At 69.2% G+C, this 14,685-nt stretch carries 16 protein-coding genes and 1 pseudogene; 11 read left to right on the top strand and 6 right to left on the bottom strand.

Annotated elements, in window-relative coordinates:
* Positions 1 to 98 precede the first annotated feature (98 nt).
* Positions 99 to 569, bottom strand: coding sequence for an Lrp/AsnC family transcriptional regulator (locus A4R44_RS21910; protein WP_067583728.1), 471 nt, complete (start codon positions 567 to 569; stop codon positions 99 to 101).
* Between the two features lie 204 nt (positions 570 to 773).
* On the opposite strand from A4R44_RS21910, the gene A4R44_RS21915 reads away from it, so the two are divergent.
* Positions 774 to 1,772: a beta-ketoacyl-ACP synthase III gene (locus A4R44_RS21915; protein ID WP_067583731.1), complete on the top strand. Its 999-nt coding sequence runs from the start codon at positions 774 to 776 to the stop codon at positions 1,770 to 1,772.
* Positions 1,773 to 1,811: 39 nt separating this feature from the next.
* Here A4R44_RS21915 and A4R44_RS21920 read toward each other — a convergent pair whose 3' ends face one another.
* On the bottom strand, positions 1,812 to 3,002 hold the full coding sequence (locus tag A4R44_RS21920) for an FAD-dependent monooxygenase (protein ID WP_067583734.1): 1,191 nt from the start codon (positions 3,000 to 3,002) through the stop codon (positions 1,812 to 1,814).
* Between the two features lie 73 nt (positions 3,003 to 3,075).
* On the opposite strand from A4R44_RS21920, the gene A4R44_RS21925 reads away from it, so the two are divergent.
* Complete coding sequence (locus tag A4R44_RS21925) at positions 3,076 to 3,534, top strand: MarR family winged helix-turn-helix transcriptional regulator (protein ID WP_067583737.1); 459 nt, start codon at positions 3,076 to 3,078, stop codon at positions 3,532 to 3,534.
* Between the two features lie 41 nt (positions 3,535 to 3,575).
* Here the strand turns inward: A4R44_RS21925 and A4R44_RS21930 are convergent, their stop codons facing one another.
* The gene (locus A4R44_RS21930; protein WP_067583739.1) at positions 3,576 to 5,057 is read right to left on the bottom strand and encodes an adenylate/guanylate cyclase domain-containing protein; all 1,482 of its coding nucleotides are present in this window, start codon (positions 5,055 to 5,057) and stop codon (positions 3,576 to 3,578) included.
* Positions 5,058 to 5,136: 79 nt separating this feature from the next.
* On the opposite strand from A4R44_RS21930, the gene A4R44_RS21935 reads away from it, so the two are divergent.
* Positions 5,137 to 5,625 (top strand): FBP domain-containing protein, encoded by a 489-nt coding sequence (locus tag A4R44_RS21935; RefSeq protein ID WP_067583741.1) that lies wholly within the window; start codon positions 5,137 to 5,139, stop codon positions 5,623 to 5,625.
* A 40-nt stretch (positions 5,626 to 5,665) separates the two neighbouring features.
* Here the strand turns inward: A4R44_RS21935 and A4R44_RS21940 are convergent, their stop codons facing one another.
* Positions 5,666 to 6,478 carry a class I SAM-dependent methyltransferase gene (locus A4R44_RS21940; RefSeq protein ID WP_067583744.1) on the bottom strand — a complete coding sequence of 271 codons (813 nt, stop codon included), beginning with the start codon at positions 6,476 to 6,478 and terminating at the stop codon, positions 5,666 to 5,668.
* A 63-nt stretch (positions 6,479 to 6,541) separates the two neighbouring features.
* Here A4R44_RS21940 and A4R44_RS21945 point away from each other — a divergent pair, with 63 nt between their 5' ends.
* Both A4R44_RS21945 and A4R44_RS51775 read left to right on the top strand, forming a co-directional pair.
* Complete coding sequence (locus A4R44_RS21945; protein WP_255366167.1) at positions 6,542 to 6,847, top strand: VOC family protein; 306 nt, start codon at positions 6,542 to 6,544, stop codon at positions 6,845 to 6,847.
* A 14-nt stretch (positions 6,848 to 6,861) separates the two neighbouring features.
* Complete coding sequence (locus tag A4R44_RS51775) at positions 6,862 to 6,945, top strand: hypothetical protein (protein ID WP_255366171.1); 84 nt, start codon at positions 6,862 to 6,864, stop codon at positions 6,943 to 6,945.
* 1 nt (position 6,946) lies between these two features.
* On the opposite strand, the gene A4R44_RS21950 is transcribed toward A4R44_RS51775, so the two are convergent.
* Positions 6,947 to 7,645: a FadR/GntR family transcriptional regulator gene (locus A4R44_RS21950; protein WP_067583747.1), complete on the bottom strand. Its 699-nt coding sequence runs from the start codon at positions 7,643 to 7,645 to the stop codon at positions 6,947 to 6,949.
* 77 nt (positions 7,646 to 7,722) lie between these two features.
* Between A4R44_RS21950 and A4R44_RS21955 the strand changes: the two genes are divergently transcribed.
* Both A4R44_RS21955 and A4R44_RS21960 read left to right on the top strand, forming a co-directional pair.
* A complete protein-coding gene (locus A4R44_RS21955; RefSeq protein ID WP_067583750.1) occupies positions 7,723 to 8,067 on the top strand; it encodes a VOC family protein in 345 nt (114 codons plus the stop codon).
* Positions 8,068 to 8,555: 488 nt separating this feature from the next.
* Complete coding sequence (locus A4R44_RS21960) at positions 8,556 to 9,317, top strand: sulfite exporter TauE/SafE family protein (RefSeq protein ID WP_067583752.1); 762 nt, start codon at positions 8,556 to 8,558, stop codon at positions 9,315 to 9,317.
* Here A4R44_RS21960 and hisC read toward each other — a convergent pair.
* A complete protein-coding gene (gene hisC / locus A4R44_RS21965) occupies positions 9,310 to 10,368 on the bottom strand; it encodes a histidinol-phosphate transaminase (protein ID WP_067583755.1) in 1,059 nt (352 codons plus the stop codon). The genes A4R44_RS21960 and hisC overlap by 8 nt on opposite strands.
* Positions 10,369 to 10,472: 104 nt before the next feature.
* On the opposite strand from hisC, the pseudogene A4R44_RS21970 reads away from it, so the two are divergent.
* From A4R44_RS21970 to A4R44_RS21985, 4 genes and pseudogenes are all read left to right on the top strand, one after another.
* Positions 10,473 to 11,113: pseudogene (locus tag A4R44_RS21970) on the top strand (dienelactone hydrolase family protein).
* Positions 11,114 to 11,197: 84 nt separating this feature from the next.
* Entirely contained in the window at positions 11,198 to 12,088 is an 891-nt protein-coding gene (locus tag A4R44_RS21975) for a zinc-binding dehydrogenase (RefSeq protein ID WP_067583758.1), read from the top strand.
* Between the two features lie 11 nt (positions 12,089 to 12,099).
* Positions 12,100 to 12,708, top strand: a complete 609-nt coding sequence (locus tag A4R44_RS21980) for a TetR/AcrR family transcriptional regulator (RefSeq protein ID WP_067583760.1) — start codon at positions 12,100 to 12,102, stop codon at positions 12,706 to 12,708.
* Positions 12,705 to 14,684 (top strand): acetoacetate--CoA ligase, encoded by a 1,980-nt coding sequence (locus A4R44_RS21985; protein ID WP_067583762.1) that lies wholly within the window; start codon positions 12,705 to 12,707, stop codon positions 14,682 to 14,684. The genes A4R44_RS21980 and A4R44_RS21985 overlap by 4 nt, the downstream gene beginning before the upstream one ends.
* Position 14,685 lies beyond the last annotated feature (1 nt).

A 14,685-nucleotide genomic window follows, 5' to 3' on the forward strand; every position in this document is an offset into this window, starting at 1 on the left:
GGAGCACATGACGTGGTTCCGCCGACGTTCACGCGATCGGTTGCATCGGACCAGATGCGCGTAACGCCGGACACAGAACCCTCGCGGTTCCGCGCAGGTCAGGAAAGCGGCAGCGTGAGGCCCACTTTGACCCGGTCCATCGCCACGCTCGTGGTGAAATGCCGGACGTGGGGGTTGTCGAAGAACATCCGCCGCGCGAAATTCTCGAACGCCGCCATGTCCGGGCAGGTGACCACGAGGACGAAGTCGGCGGTGCCGGTGACGTAGTAGCACTGCTGCACGCAGTCGTCGGCGAGGACCTGGGCGCGGAAGCCGTCGAGCACCGCCATGCTCTCGCGCTCCATCTCGACCATGACGACGAACGTCATGTCCAGCCCGAGCGCGGCCGGGGACAGCACCGCGACCTCTTTCTCGATCACTCCGGCTTCGCGCAGCCGCTTGATCCGCCGTTGCACGGCCGCGGCGGACAGACCGACTTTGGACCCGATGACCTCGGCGATCGTGCGGGCGTCGGTCTGCAGGCAGGAGAGGATGGCGAGGTCAAGCTGGTCCAGGTCGGGAGTGCGCACGCTTCAGGCTAACCGGGCGGACCGACAAAAAGCGCCGGGTTTACCACGCCGCCGAGGCGCGGATCGCAATACCTCCTATCGAGCGAATGTGGAAGAGGTCTCTTAGTGACGTGGAACACAACTGACCGGTTTACCCAGGGGTAGGCCATACAAGGGGAGGCAACCGGCGACGTCCGCCAACAAGCCGGTCTGGGAGGTTCCGCCATGAGCGCTGTCCGGTCGCGCCACCGTGCCGCCGTCGTCGCCGGGATCGGCGGCGCGCTGCCCGAGCGCGTGGTGACGAACCACGAGATCGCGGCCCGGCTGGACACGAGCGACGAGTGGATCCGCACCCGCACCGGAATCAGGGAGCGCCGCCGCGTCGCGCCCGGCCAGTCCACAGTGGACCTCGCAGAGGAGGCGGGACGGGCGGCGCTCGGGCCGGACGGGCACGCGGACGCCGTCGTGCTCGCCACCTCCACCGCCGACCAGCTGTGCCCGGCCACCGCGCCGCAGGTGGCGGCCCGGCTCGGCCTCGGCACGGTGCTGGCCTTCGACGTCAACGCGGTGTGCAGCGGCTTCATCTACGCGCTCGCGACCGCCGCCGGATTCATCGCCGGCGGGATGGCCGAGCGGGTGCTGGTGATCGGCGCGGACGTCTTCACCTCGCTGGTCGACCCGGACGACCGCACCACGGTGCCGATCTTCGGCGACGGCGGCGGAGCGGTGCTGCTGCGCGCGGGGGAGCCCGGCGAACGCGGCGCGCTCGGCCCGTTCGACCTGCACAGCGAGGGAGAACTGGCCAAGCTGCTGTGGGTCGAGGCGGGCGGTGCGGCGCAGCGGGTGCCGGAGAACCCGAAGGACCGGTTCATGGTCATGCAGGGCACGGCCGTGTTCCGGCAGGCGTGCGCGCGGATGGCGGAATCCTCGCGCGCGGTGCTGGAAGAAGCCGGCTGGATGGTCGGCGACATCGACCGGTTCGTCGGGCACCAGGCGAACATCCGCATCCTTCAGGCGACCGCGAAACAGCTCGGCATGCCGGCGGACGCGGTGGTGTCGAACATCGATCGGGTGGGCAACACCAGCGCGGCGTCGATCCCGCTGGCGCTCGCGGACGCGGTCGCCGACGGGACGCTGACGCCGGGCCACCGGGTGCTGCTTACCGCGTTCGGGGCCGGGCTGACCTGGGGGTCGACGGTGCTGACCTGGCCTGAACTGTCGTGAGTGGCGATCGCGGTTAGAGCCGGGATCGCCACGCACGAGCTACGCGTACTCCGGCAGCGCGATCGCCTCCGACCGCGTCTTCCCCACCTTCCCCGCGGCCTTGGCCAACCGCCGCGCCAACGGCGTGCTCGCCATTCGCAGCGCGGCGTGGATCGCGATCCGATGTGCCTGCGACCGCGGCATCGTCACCTGCGGCGCGCCGGGGAAAAGCCGCTGCGCCTCGGTGACCAGCGGCCGCATCCGGTGTTCGTACTGACCGAACGCCGTCCGTGGGTCTTCGTTCGCCATGAGCTCTCCGGCAAGGATGTACGCCCCGGTGAGGGCGAGCGTCGTGCCCATGCCGCTGATCGGTGAAGCGCAGTAGGCGGCGTCGCCGAGCAACGCGACCCGGCCTTGGTGCCACGTCGGCAGTTTCGCCTGGCCGACGTCCTCCAGATACAGCGAGCCGTTGTCCATCTCGGCCAGCACGCGCGGTCCTTCCCAGCCGACGTCGGCGTACGTCTTGCGCAGCACGGACACGGTGTCTTCGGGGGTGAGCCGGTCCAGTCCGCGTACGTCGGACAGGAAGAACAGCCCGGCGCGCGTCGTGCCGATGTTGTCCGGACGCAGGAACAACATCCGGCCGCGGCCGCAGAACATCGTGCGCCACCAAGCGTTATCGGCGGTGCTGCGCGGGATCGCGAGGTGTGCGGTGTAGAGGCCGAGTTCGTGCGGACGCGCGTCCGGCATCAGCATCGCGCGGGTGCGGGAGCGCAGGCCTTCGGCGATGACCACGGCGTCGAAGCGCTGGGTCCGGCCGCTCTGGAAGCCGACGTCCACGCCGGTGCCGTCGTCGTGCAGCGCCTGGATCTGGTCGCCGAATCGGTACGTCGTCTCGTCGGCTGACTGCTCGTACAGCAGTCTCGACAGCTGGCCGCGCAGGATTTCGATCTCGGCCGTCCCGCCGCCGGAATCGCCCTCGCCGGCGCGGAACTCGGCGACCACCCGGCCGTGTCCGTCCACGAACCGCGTGCCGACCTCGCCGGTGTGCGCCGCGCGGACCGCCTCTTCGAGCCCCATTTTGCGCAGCACCTGGCGGCCGACACCGCGGATGTCGACGTTCTGGCCCTCCTCGCGCAGATGATCGAACCGTTCGACGATGGTGACGTCCCAGCCGGAGCGCGCGAGCCGGGAAGCGAGCGCGGGACCGGCGATGCTGGCTCCGGAGACGAGAAGACTGCGCCGGGTCATGGTGCTCCTCCTTGCCGTTGCTCAGGTACGTAGCTAATCTAGCTATTAGCTTACCTACTGACAAGGGGGTCGTGTGGACGAGAACCAGGCAGTGCTCGCGAACGTGGACGAGACGACCTTCGCGGTGCGTGGGGTCATCGAGGCCAGCCGCGACCTGATGGCGCGCATGGCGAAGAGCGTCGAGATGAACGCGAACGACCTCACCGCGATCGCGATCCTCAACCACCACGGGCCGATGGGACCGGTGGAATTGGGCCGCCGCCTCGGGATCAGCGGTCCGTCGGCGACCACACTGGTGGACCGGATGGAAGAGGCCGGTTACCTGGCACGCGTCCGCAGCGACACCGACCGGCGGCGGGTGGCGGTCACGGTCACCGATTCCGCGCGGGAGATCGCGGCGGCGGTGTGGCGGCCGCCGATCGAGAAGCTGGACGCGGTGTCGCGCACGCTCAGCGCGGCGGAAAGCGCTGTGGTGCGGGACTTTCTGGCCCGGATCACGGAGGCGATGAACGAGGGGCGGGAGATCTCGTGAGTGGCGATCGCGGGGAGAACCGGGATTGCCGCTGACGAGCGCTAGGTCGTCCAGGTCCGGGTCTCGCGGTGGCGGCCGCGGAGGTGGAGTTCGCCGTGCAGCCGCCAGTGTTCCCGTTCGCCGCCCAGCGCGGCTTTCACCGTCGTTTCGCTGGCGAGCACCCGCGACGGAACCGCTTTCGCGTGTTCGGTGAGCCGCGCGGCCTCGTTCACCGCGTCGCCGATCACCGTGTATTCCAGGCGGCTCGACGCACCGAGCTGTCCGGCGAACACCTGTCCGGTCGCGACGCCGATCCCCAGGTCGAGCTCGCCTTCCGACAGCACCGCGTCGCGGATCGCGCGGGCCGCGGCGAGCGCCATCGTCGGGCCGTCGGACAGCCGCGTAGGCGCGCCGAAAACGCACAGCGCGGCGTCGCCCTGGAACTTGTTGACCAGCCCGCCCCGAGCGTCCACTGCGGACACCACGCTCGCGAAAAACCGGTTCAGTTTCTCGACCAGTTCCTGCGGCGGAGTGCGCGACGCGAGCGCGGTCGAGTCCACGACGTCCACGAAGAGTGCGGTGACCTCGCGGACGTCGCCGGAAAGCGAAGCACCGTATTCGAGCGCGTGCCGGGCGACATCGGCCCCGACGTGCCTGCCGAAAAGGTCGCGCATCCGGTCCTGTTCGCGCAGACCGGCGACGAGGTCGTTGACCGACGTCTGCACCATCCCGATCTCGCTCGAATCGTCCACGTCGACGCGCACATCCGTGCGTCCGCGCGCGATTCCGTCCAGCGCGATCCGCAGCCGGTGCAGCGGCGCGGCGACGGCTCGGGACAGGAGCGCGGTGCCGATCGCGCCGGTCGTCAGGCCGGTCACGGAAAGCACGATCAGGCTCGCCGTCGGGTTCCCGTTGCGGCCGAGATCAGGAGGCGTGGTCACCAGCAGCACACCGATCAGCGGCACGCCGCTCGCCAGCACCCAGGTGACGACCAGCCGGGTCAGCACGGTGACCGGCAGCGCGCCGCGCGGCGGCAGCACGTCGAGCGCCATCGTCATCACCGGCCGCGCGACCCATTCCGCGGCCAAGTAGGTGAGGCCGACCGTGGTCAGCCCGCCGAGCCCGATGGTGAGCGCGATGCCCGCCGCGTCGCTGAGCGAACCGAGAGCGCCGGCCAGAATGCCCAGCGCGAGCGAGCCGATCAGCCAGAGGGTGCCGCTCACCACAGCCATGTCGAACGGGAGCCGCAGCGCGCGTTTCGCCTCGTCCGCGGTCGGCGGGCGGCCGATCGTGAACCACACCACGGTGCGGCGCTGCAGGTAGGCGGTCCACAGCGTGCCGACGATCAGGGCGAGCGCGACCACTCCGGCCGCGGTGACGCCGAGCACCCAGCCGCGGTCGTCGACGTCCTCCGGCAAACCTTGCAGGAGCAGCAGCAACGCGACGACGCCCGCACCAGCGACACTCGACCCGACGCCGAGCGCGGCGAAGCCCAGACTGGTGCGCAGAACCAGCCGGAACCTCCCCGCGATCACCTTGCGCACCCGCAGATCGTATGGGGTGACGGGTCCGGGAGCGAAAAAGCCGTCGCCGTCGCGGTGCGGCGATGGTTAGCGTGGCGGTATGCAACCGCTCGACCCCGCCGAGATCCGCGCCTCGTTCATCAACTGTTCTCGTGGTGAAGCCAAGTCCGTCACGCTGCCGGCGGAAGTCCCGTGGGAGAAGCGCGACTTCCTCGGCTGGCGCGACGTGAAGGCACCCGGCCGGGCGTACCTCGTCGTGTCGCACGGCGACGAGCTGATCGGCCTGTCGCTGCGCGCCGCGCCGCCGCCGAAATCCCGGCTGCGCAGCAACATCTGCGCGTTCTGCACCACGACGCATCCGCTGGCCGACATCACGCTGTTCACCGCGCGGCTCGCCGGAAAAGCCGGTCGCGACGGCAACACGGTCGGCACGTATTTGTGCTCCGACCTGGCGTGCAGCGCGTACCTGCGCGGCGAACTCCGGCCCGCGGTGCCGCAGCCGAAGGAGACGATCTCCCAGGAGGAAGCCGTCGAGCGGATGAACGAGAAGATCAGCCGGTTCGTGGCGCGGGTGCTGGAAACCCGGTAACCGCGTGCGGGTGCGGTGTTGCGCCGGGCCGGTCAGGGATTCAGAAATCCCACTCGGCGATCCGGCCCATCTTGCGGATCATCGGGAACAGCGCCGACGCGCGCAAGGCCAGCCGGGAAGCGGTCGGGATCTTCGCGAGGGTTTCGTCGTTCGCCCAGTCGGTCGCGTCCAAACAGGACACCAGGCGGAGGCCGTAGCGCTCCAGTTCGTGCGGATCGTCGATGCCCCAGTGCAAAGTCGCGCCCGAACGGCGGACCACCGGGTTGACCACCTGCGCCCTGACGCCGAGCGAACTGAAGAAATCGGCCACGACCCGGCCGGACCGGAACTTGCCGACGAGCCTGCGGACCAGTTCGGTCCCGGACTCCGCGGTGAGGTACATGGTGAGCCCCTCGGCCACGACCAGCGCCTCGCGGTCGCCGGGCACCTGGTCGAGCCAGCCGAAATCGGTGACCGACGAGCCGATCGCCGTGTACCCGGGCCGTTCCGGGTAAATCCGGCCGCGGATGTCGATGACCTCGGGATAGTCCACGTCGAACCAAGCGACCGAGGGCGGCGGGTCGAGCCGGTACACGCGGGTGTCCATCCCGCAGCCGAGGTGCACGACGATCGCGTCCGGGTGCTCGGCGAGCCACTTGGCGGCCATCTCGTCGATCGCGCGCGCCCGGATTGCGACGGAGACGGCGGAGTTCTCGTTCACGCCGAGCTTGCGGAAGTCGTAGTCGATCTTTTTGACCGCTTCGTCGGCGGCGGTGTCACCGAGGATCGGGTCTTCGCGGCGAGCGTCGAGCGCCCGGCCGTAGAGCGTGCCCAGGTTGGTCGCCTTCTCCTCGGTGAAGTGCACTTTCTCCACGGGCGAGCCCCCTTGATGTCAGAGTTTTCATAAACTTGTGAAGACTGTAGCGCTGATCGCTGGATGGGGCATCATCCGTACGCGTGCGCCTTGCAGATCGCGATCGATTGTGCGGAACCGGAGCGGCTGGCGGCCTTGTGGGCTGATGCACTGGGATACGCCGTCGAGAAACCGTCTGCCGGGGCGGCGGGCTGGGCCGAGTTCTCCCGCTCGGCCGGGGACGGCGCGGAGGCGGGTTCGCGGCAGCCGACCCGGCGGCTCGGCCCGCGATTGCTGTTCCACCGCGTGCCTGAGCCGGAACACGGTAAGAACCGGCTGCACCTGGACGTGCGCACCGGTGCGCACGTCCAGCCGGGACCGCCAGGCTGATCGCGCGCGGCGCCGTGCACTTGCGCACGATCGAGGACGAGAGCGGGTGTTTCGCCGTACTGCAAGATCCGGAAGGCAACGAGGTCTGCGTGTGCTGATTCAGGAAGACGCGTAGTCGTGGGCGTAGGTTTTCGCGTCCACCAGGTGTTTGAGCGTGATCTCGCGGGCCGCGGCCGCGTCCGACCGGCTGATGGCGTCGAGGATCGCGCGGTGCTCGGCCACGGCCTTGCGGATCTGCCCGGGCAGCCGCAACGCGGCCCGGCGCTCCTCGCCCACCAGGGCGAGTACCGAACGGAGCAGGTCAGCGACGTCGTCGTTGCCCGCGTTGCCCGCGATCACCCGATGGAACTCGGCGTCCGTCGCGATGACGCGCAACATGTCGCCAGCCGCCGCGGCCGCCTCCATCTCCGCGACGTTGTCCGCGAGCCGCTGCACGACGCGCGGCGTGTGCTGCGTCGCGAGCCGCTCGGCCAGCGTCGGCTCGACGGTCGCGCGGAGGTCGAACAGCTTCTCCACCAGTTGCTCGTGTTCGGAAAACCAGCTGCTCAGCGGGCTTTCCGCAGTGCCCTGCTCGCGGACATAGGTCCCTGAGCCAGCGCGGATCTGGACGTAACCGATCGAATCCAGCACGCGCAACGCCTGCCGCAACGATCCGCGGCTGATGCCGAGCTGCTCGCACAGCGCGCGTTCCGCGGGCAGGCGCGAGCCCGGCGGGAGCTCGCCCGAGTCGATCATCGTGCGCAGATGGTCGACCGTGGCGCTCCAGACCTGGTCGGATTCGTGGGCCACGCCGCCCATCCTGGCAGCTGGCGACCCGAGACGCGCGAAATTGTCGGTGGCGGGTGTCACGATCTTCGGCGGGAAAGGGAGGGTTCATGACCGCGAAGTTCAAGGATCTGGCACTGGACGCACTCGACCACCAGGCACAGGCCGACTGGTGGTGTTCGACGCTCGGTTACGTCCGCCGGAGTCCGCCTGGAGAGAGTCCGCCGGACTGGCCGGTCGCCATCGTGGACCCGGCCGGCGAGGGGCCGTTGATCTGGCTGAACCCGGTGCCGGAGCGCAAGACGGTGAAGAACCGGATGCACCTGGACGTGTGGGGAGATCCGGCCGAGCTGGGCGCCGCCGGGGCGCGGATGGTGGCGGAGCGGGGCGAGGACCGGGAGTGGCACGTGATGGCGGATCCGGAGGGGAATGAGTTTTGCGTTTTCGAGCGATGAGGTGCTGACCAGCCGCTGAGGCGGAACTTGGACGGAAGGAGTGCTGACGGAGAAGCGGTTGCGGACGGACGGCGCGGGTGAAGCGCGGACCCGGCAGCCGAAGCGGGGCGCGCACTGGCGGACGTGTCGGCTCGCGGGCGATGCGGTCGGGTGTGTGTGCACGGCGGGCGGCGGGTGCGTGTGCACGGCGGACAGCGGGTGCGTGTGCACGGCGGGCAGCCAGTGGGCGTGCACGGGGGCGGCGGGTGTGTGCACGGCGGGCAGCCGGTGTGTGTGCACGATGGACCGCCAGTGTGTGTGCGATGGGCGGCGGGTGTGTGTGCACGGCGGGCAGCGGGTGCGTGTGCACGGCGGGCAGCCAGTGAGCTGACACCGGGTCCATCACCAGGCTTCGCCGCGCCCCGGGGAGATGCCTTCGAGTGTCTGACCGGACACATCGCGTCGCCGGGTGCCGAGGGTCCTGCTTAGGGTCAGCGGGTGAGTGCTTTATGACCTGGTGGCATGCCGTCGTCATCTTCATTGCCGGGATGTGGGCCGGGACCATCAACACCGTCGTCGGTTCCGGGACGCTCGTGACCTTTCCGGTGCTCGTCGCGCTGGGCTATCCGCCGGTGACCGCTACGACGTCGAACGCGGTCGGGCTCGCGCCGGGGACGATCAGCGGTGCGTACGGCTACCGGCATGAGCTGGTCGGCTATTGGCCGCAGGTGGTGCGGTTCGCGGTCGCCTCGTTCTTCGGGGCTATCGGTGGCACCATTCTCCTTCTGACGCTGCCCAAGGACGCCTTCGAGAAGATCGTTCCGGTGCTCGTCGGGCTCGCCGTCGTGCTCGTGATCGTTCAGCCGAAGGTGTCGAAGTGGGTGCAGAAGCGCCGCGAGGTCAACGGGCGCGAGCATCACGCCGGGCCGTTGCTGTTCGGGCTGCTTTTCGTCATCGGCATCTACGGCGGCTACTTCACCGCCGCGCAGGGCGTGATGATGATGGCCGTCATGGGAATGCTGCTGTCCGAACCGCTGCAGCGGCTCAACGGCGTCAAAAACGTGCTGTCCGCGGTCGTGAACATCGTCGCGGGCACGATTTACGCGTTCGTCGCCCCGGTGAGCTGGCCGGTGATCGGGCTGCTCGCGCTCGGGTCCACGATCGGCGGGCAGCTCGGGGCCAAGATCGGCCGCAAGCTGCCGCCCACCGTGTTGCGCGGCGTGATCGTCGTGATCGGGCTCGCCGCGGTCGTGCAGCTGGTGCTCAAATAGCCTGGAATTCCTTGGCCGCGGCCAGCATCAGGTCGTTCTCCTCCGGCGTCCCGATCGTCACGCGCGCGCCCTCGCCGGGGAACGGGCGCACGATCAGCTTCCGGTCCAGCATGTGCTCGGCGAAGGCCGCGGTGGCGTCGCCGAGCGGGAACCACACGAAGTTCGCCTGGGACGGCGGGATCTCGTAGCCCATCTCCAGCAACGCGTCCCGCACGCGGGTGCGTTCGGAGATGATTTCCCGGCATCGGGCCAGCAGTTCGTCCTCCGCGTCGAGCGACGCGATCGCGGCGACCTGCGCGATGCTGCTCACCGAGAACGCCACGTACACCTGCTGCAGTGCCTGCGCGATCGGCTCCGGCGCCACTGCGTACCCGACGCGCAGCCCGGCGAGCCCGTACGCTTTCGAGAACGTGCGCAGCACCGCGACATTGCTGTGCGTCCGCGTGAAGTCGACGCCGTCCGGCACCTCGGGGTCGGTGACGAATTCCTTGTACGCCTCGTCCAGCACCACGAGCACGTGCGGCGGCACCGCTTCGAGGAACCGCTCGATCTCGTCCCGGTGCAGCACGGTGCCGGTCGGGTTGTTGGGGTTGCAGACGAACACCAGCTTGGTGCGGTCGGTGATCCGCGCCAGCATCGCGTCAAGGTCCAGCCCGTGCTCCGGCGTCAGCGGAACCTTCACGCCCGTCGCGAGCGCCACCTGGACCACGATCGGGTAGGCCTCGAACGACCGCCAGCCGAACAGCACCTCGTCGCCGGGACCGCACAGCGCCTGGATCATCTGCTGGCACAGCGAAACCGAACCGCAGCCGATCGCGAGGCGTTCGGCCGGGACGTCCAGCCGCCGCGAAAGCCGCTCGCGCAAAGCCTGGGAACCGTTGTCCGGGTAGCGGTTGACTCCGGTTACCGCAGCCGTGATCGCCGCCTGGACACTCGGCAGCGGACCGCCGGGCACCTCATTGCTCGCGAGCTTGACGGCCCCTTCGATCGTCCGGCCAGGGACGTACTTCGGCAACGAATCGAGGTCAGGGCGGGGGGCGAGGGACGGCATCGTCGGAACTCCTCGGTTTTCACGGGACGACGGGGTCACCGTATCTCGCCCCGGCGGATCCGGAAAGGTTCCCAATGTTCACCCAGAGGTGATTGCATGAGGCGATGACGTCGACGACCACCGTGGATCACCAGCGTACCGACGGCAGCATGCTGCGCCTCACCTTCGCCGAACCCGACGGCGCGCTTCGCGGCGGCCTGGTGGTCCTGCACGAGGGCAACGGGGTCACCGACGGCGTCCTGCTGCTGGTAAAAAGCCTTGCCGGCGAAGGCTGGCTCACCGTTACGCCGCACATCGAGTCCGGCGAACGGCTCACCCAGCGCGACCTGCTCGACGCCACCGACCGCACACTCGAATGGCTCACCGACCGCGGCGTCGACGCGGACCTGCGCGGCGTCGTCGGCTTCGACCTCGGCGGCACGGCGGCGCTGGTAGTCGCCTCGCACCGCAAGTTCGGCGCGGCGGTGAGCGTCGGCGGCCAGGCGGTCGCGGAACTGCCGAAGCTGCTGGAAATCGCCGGTCGCGTGACCAGCCCGTGGCTCGGCATGNCGGCATGTACGGCGACGCCGGGGACGAGGCGGGCGAGGCCGAGGTGGAGCAGCTGCGCGACGCCGCGGCGTCGGCGAAAGTCGCGACGAACGTCGTGCACTATCCGGGTGCCAACCACCGCTTCGACGCCGACCCCGGAGCGGCGGAAGAGGCTTGGCAGCGCACCCTCGACTGGTTCAACGCGCACCTCCGCTGATCCTCGGCAGCAGCCTTGACGGGCTGCTGCGCCCTCGAATAACGTTCCGATCCAGATCGGAATGTTAACTGAGAGGAATCACCCGTGAAAGCGGTGCTGGTCGAACCCCGGCAGCGGCTCGTCCTGGCTGAAACAGCTGACCCGGCCCCAGGTCCAGGGCAAGCCGTCGTCGAGGCCGAGGCGATCGGCGTGGGCTACTTCGACGTCATGAATCTGCGGAACGGCACCACTTCGGTGCCTGGCGTCGAGGTCGTCGGCCGGGTACGGGACGGGCGGAGAGTGCTGGCTCTGGTCCTTTCCGGCGGCTACGCCGAGCAGGTCGTCGCCGATGCGGACCAGCTGTACTCCGTCCCCGAAAACCTCGATCCGGCCGACGTGGTCGCCCTGGGCGTGAACGCGATGGTCGCCGAGGGCGCGGTGCATCGGGCCGCGGTGGCCCCCGGCGAGCGGGTGCTCGTCCGCGGCGCGAGCGGCGGGATCGGCGTGCTCGCGACCCAGATCGCTCACGCTCGCGGTGCCGAGGTCACCGCAGTGACGTCCTCGGCGGAGTACGGCGAACGGCTTCTGGCTCTGGGTGCCGCGAAAACCATCGACCGCACTCGCGAGCGTCCGGAGGAGACCTACGACGTCATCATCGACACCGCGGCTGGCCCGCAGGTCCGAGAGCATCTGGAACTGTTGCGCCCCAACGGTCGCTACGTCCTTTGTGGAGGAACTGCGGGAGTCCCGGAACCGGAAGCGTTCGGGCCGCTGATGCGCGATTTCCACAAGTCGCCGACGTTGTTCGCGTTCAGCCTGACCTCGGTGTCGCCGGAAGAACGCCGGAAGTCGTGGGACCGCGTCCTTGAGCTGGTCGTGGCCGGTCAGCTTGCCGCCGTGCGCGACCAGACGTTCCCGCTCGCCGGGGCCGCGGCCGCCCTCCAGCACGTGGAGCACGGGAAATCGTTCGGTAAGGTCGTGCTGCTCAACGGATAGCGGGAGAACTGATGGCGCGCCAACGCGACGAGCGGATCGACCACGCCGTGCTGGTCGCGGTGTGCGAGCTGGTCCGGGAATCCGGCTATTCGGCGCTGACCATGGAGGCCATCGCCCAGCGCGCGGGCACCACCAAACCCGCCATCCGGCGCCGGTGGAAAAGCCAGAAACACGTGGTGGTCGCCGCGCTGGCGGAGGCGCGCACCGGGGTCGCGGAGATCGACACCGGGTGCACCTGCTGCGATCTCGCCGGCCACCTCGACGCCCTCCGGGCCGGCCTGGAGGACCCGGTTTTCGGTCGCGTCCTCCCCGCGCTGGCCGTCGATCTGGCGGACGACCCGGAGCTGCGGGAAGACTTCCTGACCTCGTTCTGGGCCCCGCGCCGGGAGGCCTGCGCCGGGTCCCTGCGCAAGGCGCGGGAGCGCGGGGACCTCCGGCCCGGCCAGGACGTCGACCTGCTGCTGGACCTGTTCGCCGCCCCCGTCGTGTTCCGCGCGCTGTTCGGGCACCAGGAACTGACCCGCGAGTTCGTCCTGGACGTCGTCCGCGCGCTGCTGTCCGGAGTGGGCACGGTCGAAAAAGGACTTTGCGCGCACGCCGGGGTTAGCATCGGCGAGTGACCGAGAACGCCGCTGTTCCCGAGGTGCTCTGGCGACCCGACCCGAACCGGGTCGCTGACTCGAAGATCGAGGCCTTCCGCCGATGGCTGCGCGAGCAGCGCGGCGTCGACCTCGCCGATTACGACGACCTGTGGCACTACTCGGTCGAGCAAGTTCCGGAGTTCTGGACCGCGGTGGCGGAGTTCTTCGGCGTGCGCTGGCATGAGCAGCCGCGAGAGATCCTGTCCGGCTCGATGCCGGACGCGAAATGGTTCGACGGCGGCACGCTCAACTACCCCGAACACTCGCTGAGCCCGGATACCGGCGGCGCCACGAAGGCCGACGACGAACTCGCGGTGATTTTCCACCGCGAGGACGGGCTTGCCGAGCAGTTCACCTACGGCGACCTCCGCGCGCACGTCGCCGCCGCACGGGCCGCGTTACGTGCTTTCGGTGTCGGCAAAGGAGATCGCGTCGTCGCGCTCGCGCCGAACTGCCCGCAAACGCTCATCGCTTTCCTCGCCGCCGCCAGTCTCGGCGCGATCTGGTCGTCGTGTTCCCCGGACTTCGGGATCCGCGCGATCGCCGACCGGTTCACCCAGATCGAGCCGAAGGTGCTCATCGCGGTGAACGGATACGCTTACGGCGGCCGGGAATTCGACATCCGCGACACCGTCCAGCGGCTGCGCGAACAGATTCCGTCGCTGGAAGCCACCGTTTTGGTGAAATACCTGGGAGACGGGACGCTGGACGGCGTCATCGACTGGAACGCGATGCTCGCCGAGCACGCGGGCAGCGAGCTGGCCTACGAGCCGGTGGACTTCGCGCATCCGTTGTGGATCCTGTATTCCTCGGGCACGACCGGGCTCCCGAAGGGGATCGTGCAGGGACACGGCGGCATCGTCGTCGAACACTTCAAGGCGCTGGGACTGCAGAGCGGGCTCGAACCGGGCGACCGGTTCTTCTGGTTCACCACCACCGGCTGGATGATGTGGAACCTTATCGTCTCCGGGCTCCTCGTCGGCACCACGATCGTGCTGTACGACGGCAGTCCCGGCCATCCGGACCTGAACGCGCTGTGGCATCTGGCGGAGCAGCACCGCGTCACCTACTTCGGCACGTCCGCCCCCTTCGTCCAAAGCTGCCTCAAGGCAGGCCTCGCCCCGGCCGAAAGCTACGACCTCAGCGCGCTGCGCGTGGTCGGCTCGACCGGTTCGCCGTTGTCTTCCGAGGGTTTCCGCTGGATCGCCGACGCGATCGGCCGGGACGTGCAGATCTGCTCGGTCTCCGGCGGCACCGACCTGTGTGCGGCGATCGTCGCGGCCGCACCGGACGTGCCGGTGTGGCTCGGCGAACTGTCCTGCCGCGCGCTCGGTGTGGCCGCGGCGGCGTTCGACGACCACGGCGAGCCGGTGGTCGAGGAGGTCGGCGAGCTGGTGATCACCGAACCGATGCCGTCGATGCCGGTCTCGTTCTGGAACGACCCGGACGGCTCCCGGCTGCGCGAGGCGTACTTCGACACGTACCCGGGTATCTGGCGGCACGGCGACTGGGTCAAGATCACCCGCCGCGGTTCGGCGGTGGTCTACGGCCGCAGCGATTCGACGCTCAACCGCGGCGGCGTCCGGATGGGCACCGCCGAGTTCTACCGGGTCGCGGAAGAGTTCGCCGAGGTCGCCGACTCGCTGGTCATCGACACGTCGGCGGCGGGCAACGACGACGGGCAGCTGCTGTGTTTTCTCGTACTCTCGGCTGGTGCGAGGCTCGAAGAAGTAGAGCCTGACCTGCGGAGAGAGATTCGCAACGTGCTGTCGCCACGACACGTACCCGATCGGTTCCTGGTCGTTTCCGAGATTCCCCGTACGTTGAACGGTAAGAAGTGCGAAGTACCAGTGAAGCGGATTCTCTCCGGAGTCGCGCCGGAGAGGGCGGTGAGCAGGGACGCGCTGGCCAACCCGGCCGCGCTGGCTCCCTTTGTGAAACTCGCCGCGGATTGAA

Origin of the sequence: Amycolatopsis sp. M39 (genome assembly GCF_001651785.1) — a bacterium.
GTDB lineage: Bacteria > Actinomycetota > Actinomycetes > Mycobacteriales > Pseudonocardiaceae > Amycolatopsis > Amycolatopsis rubida.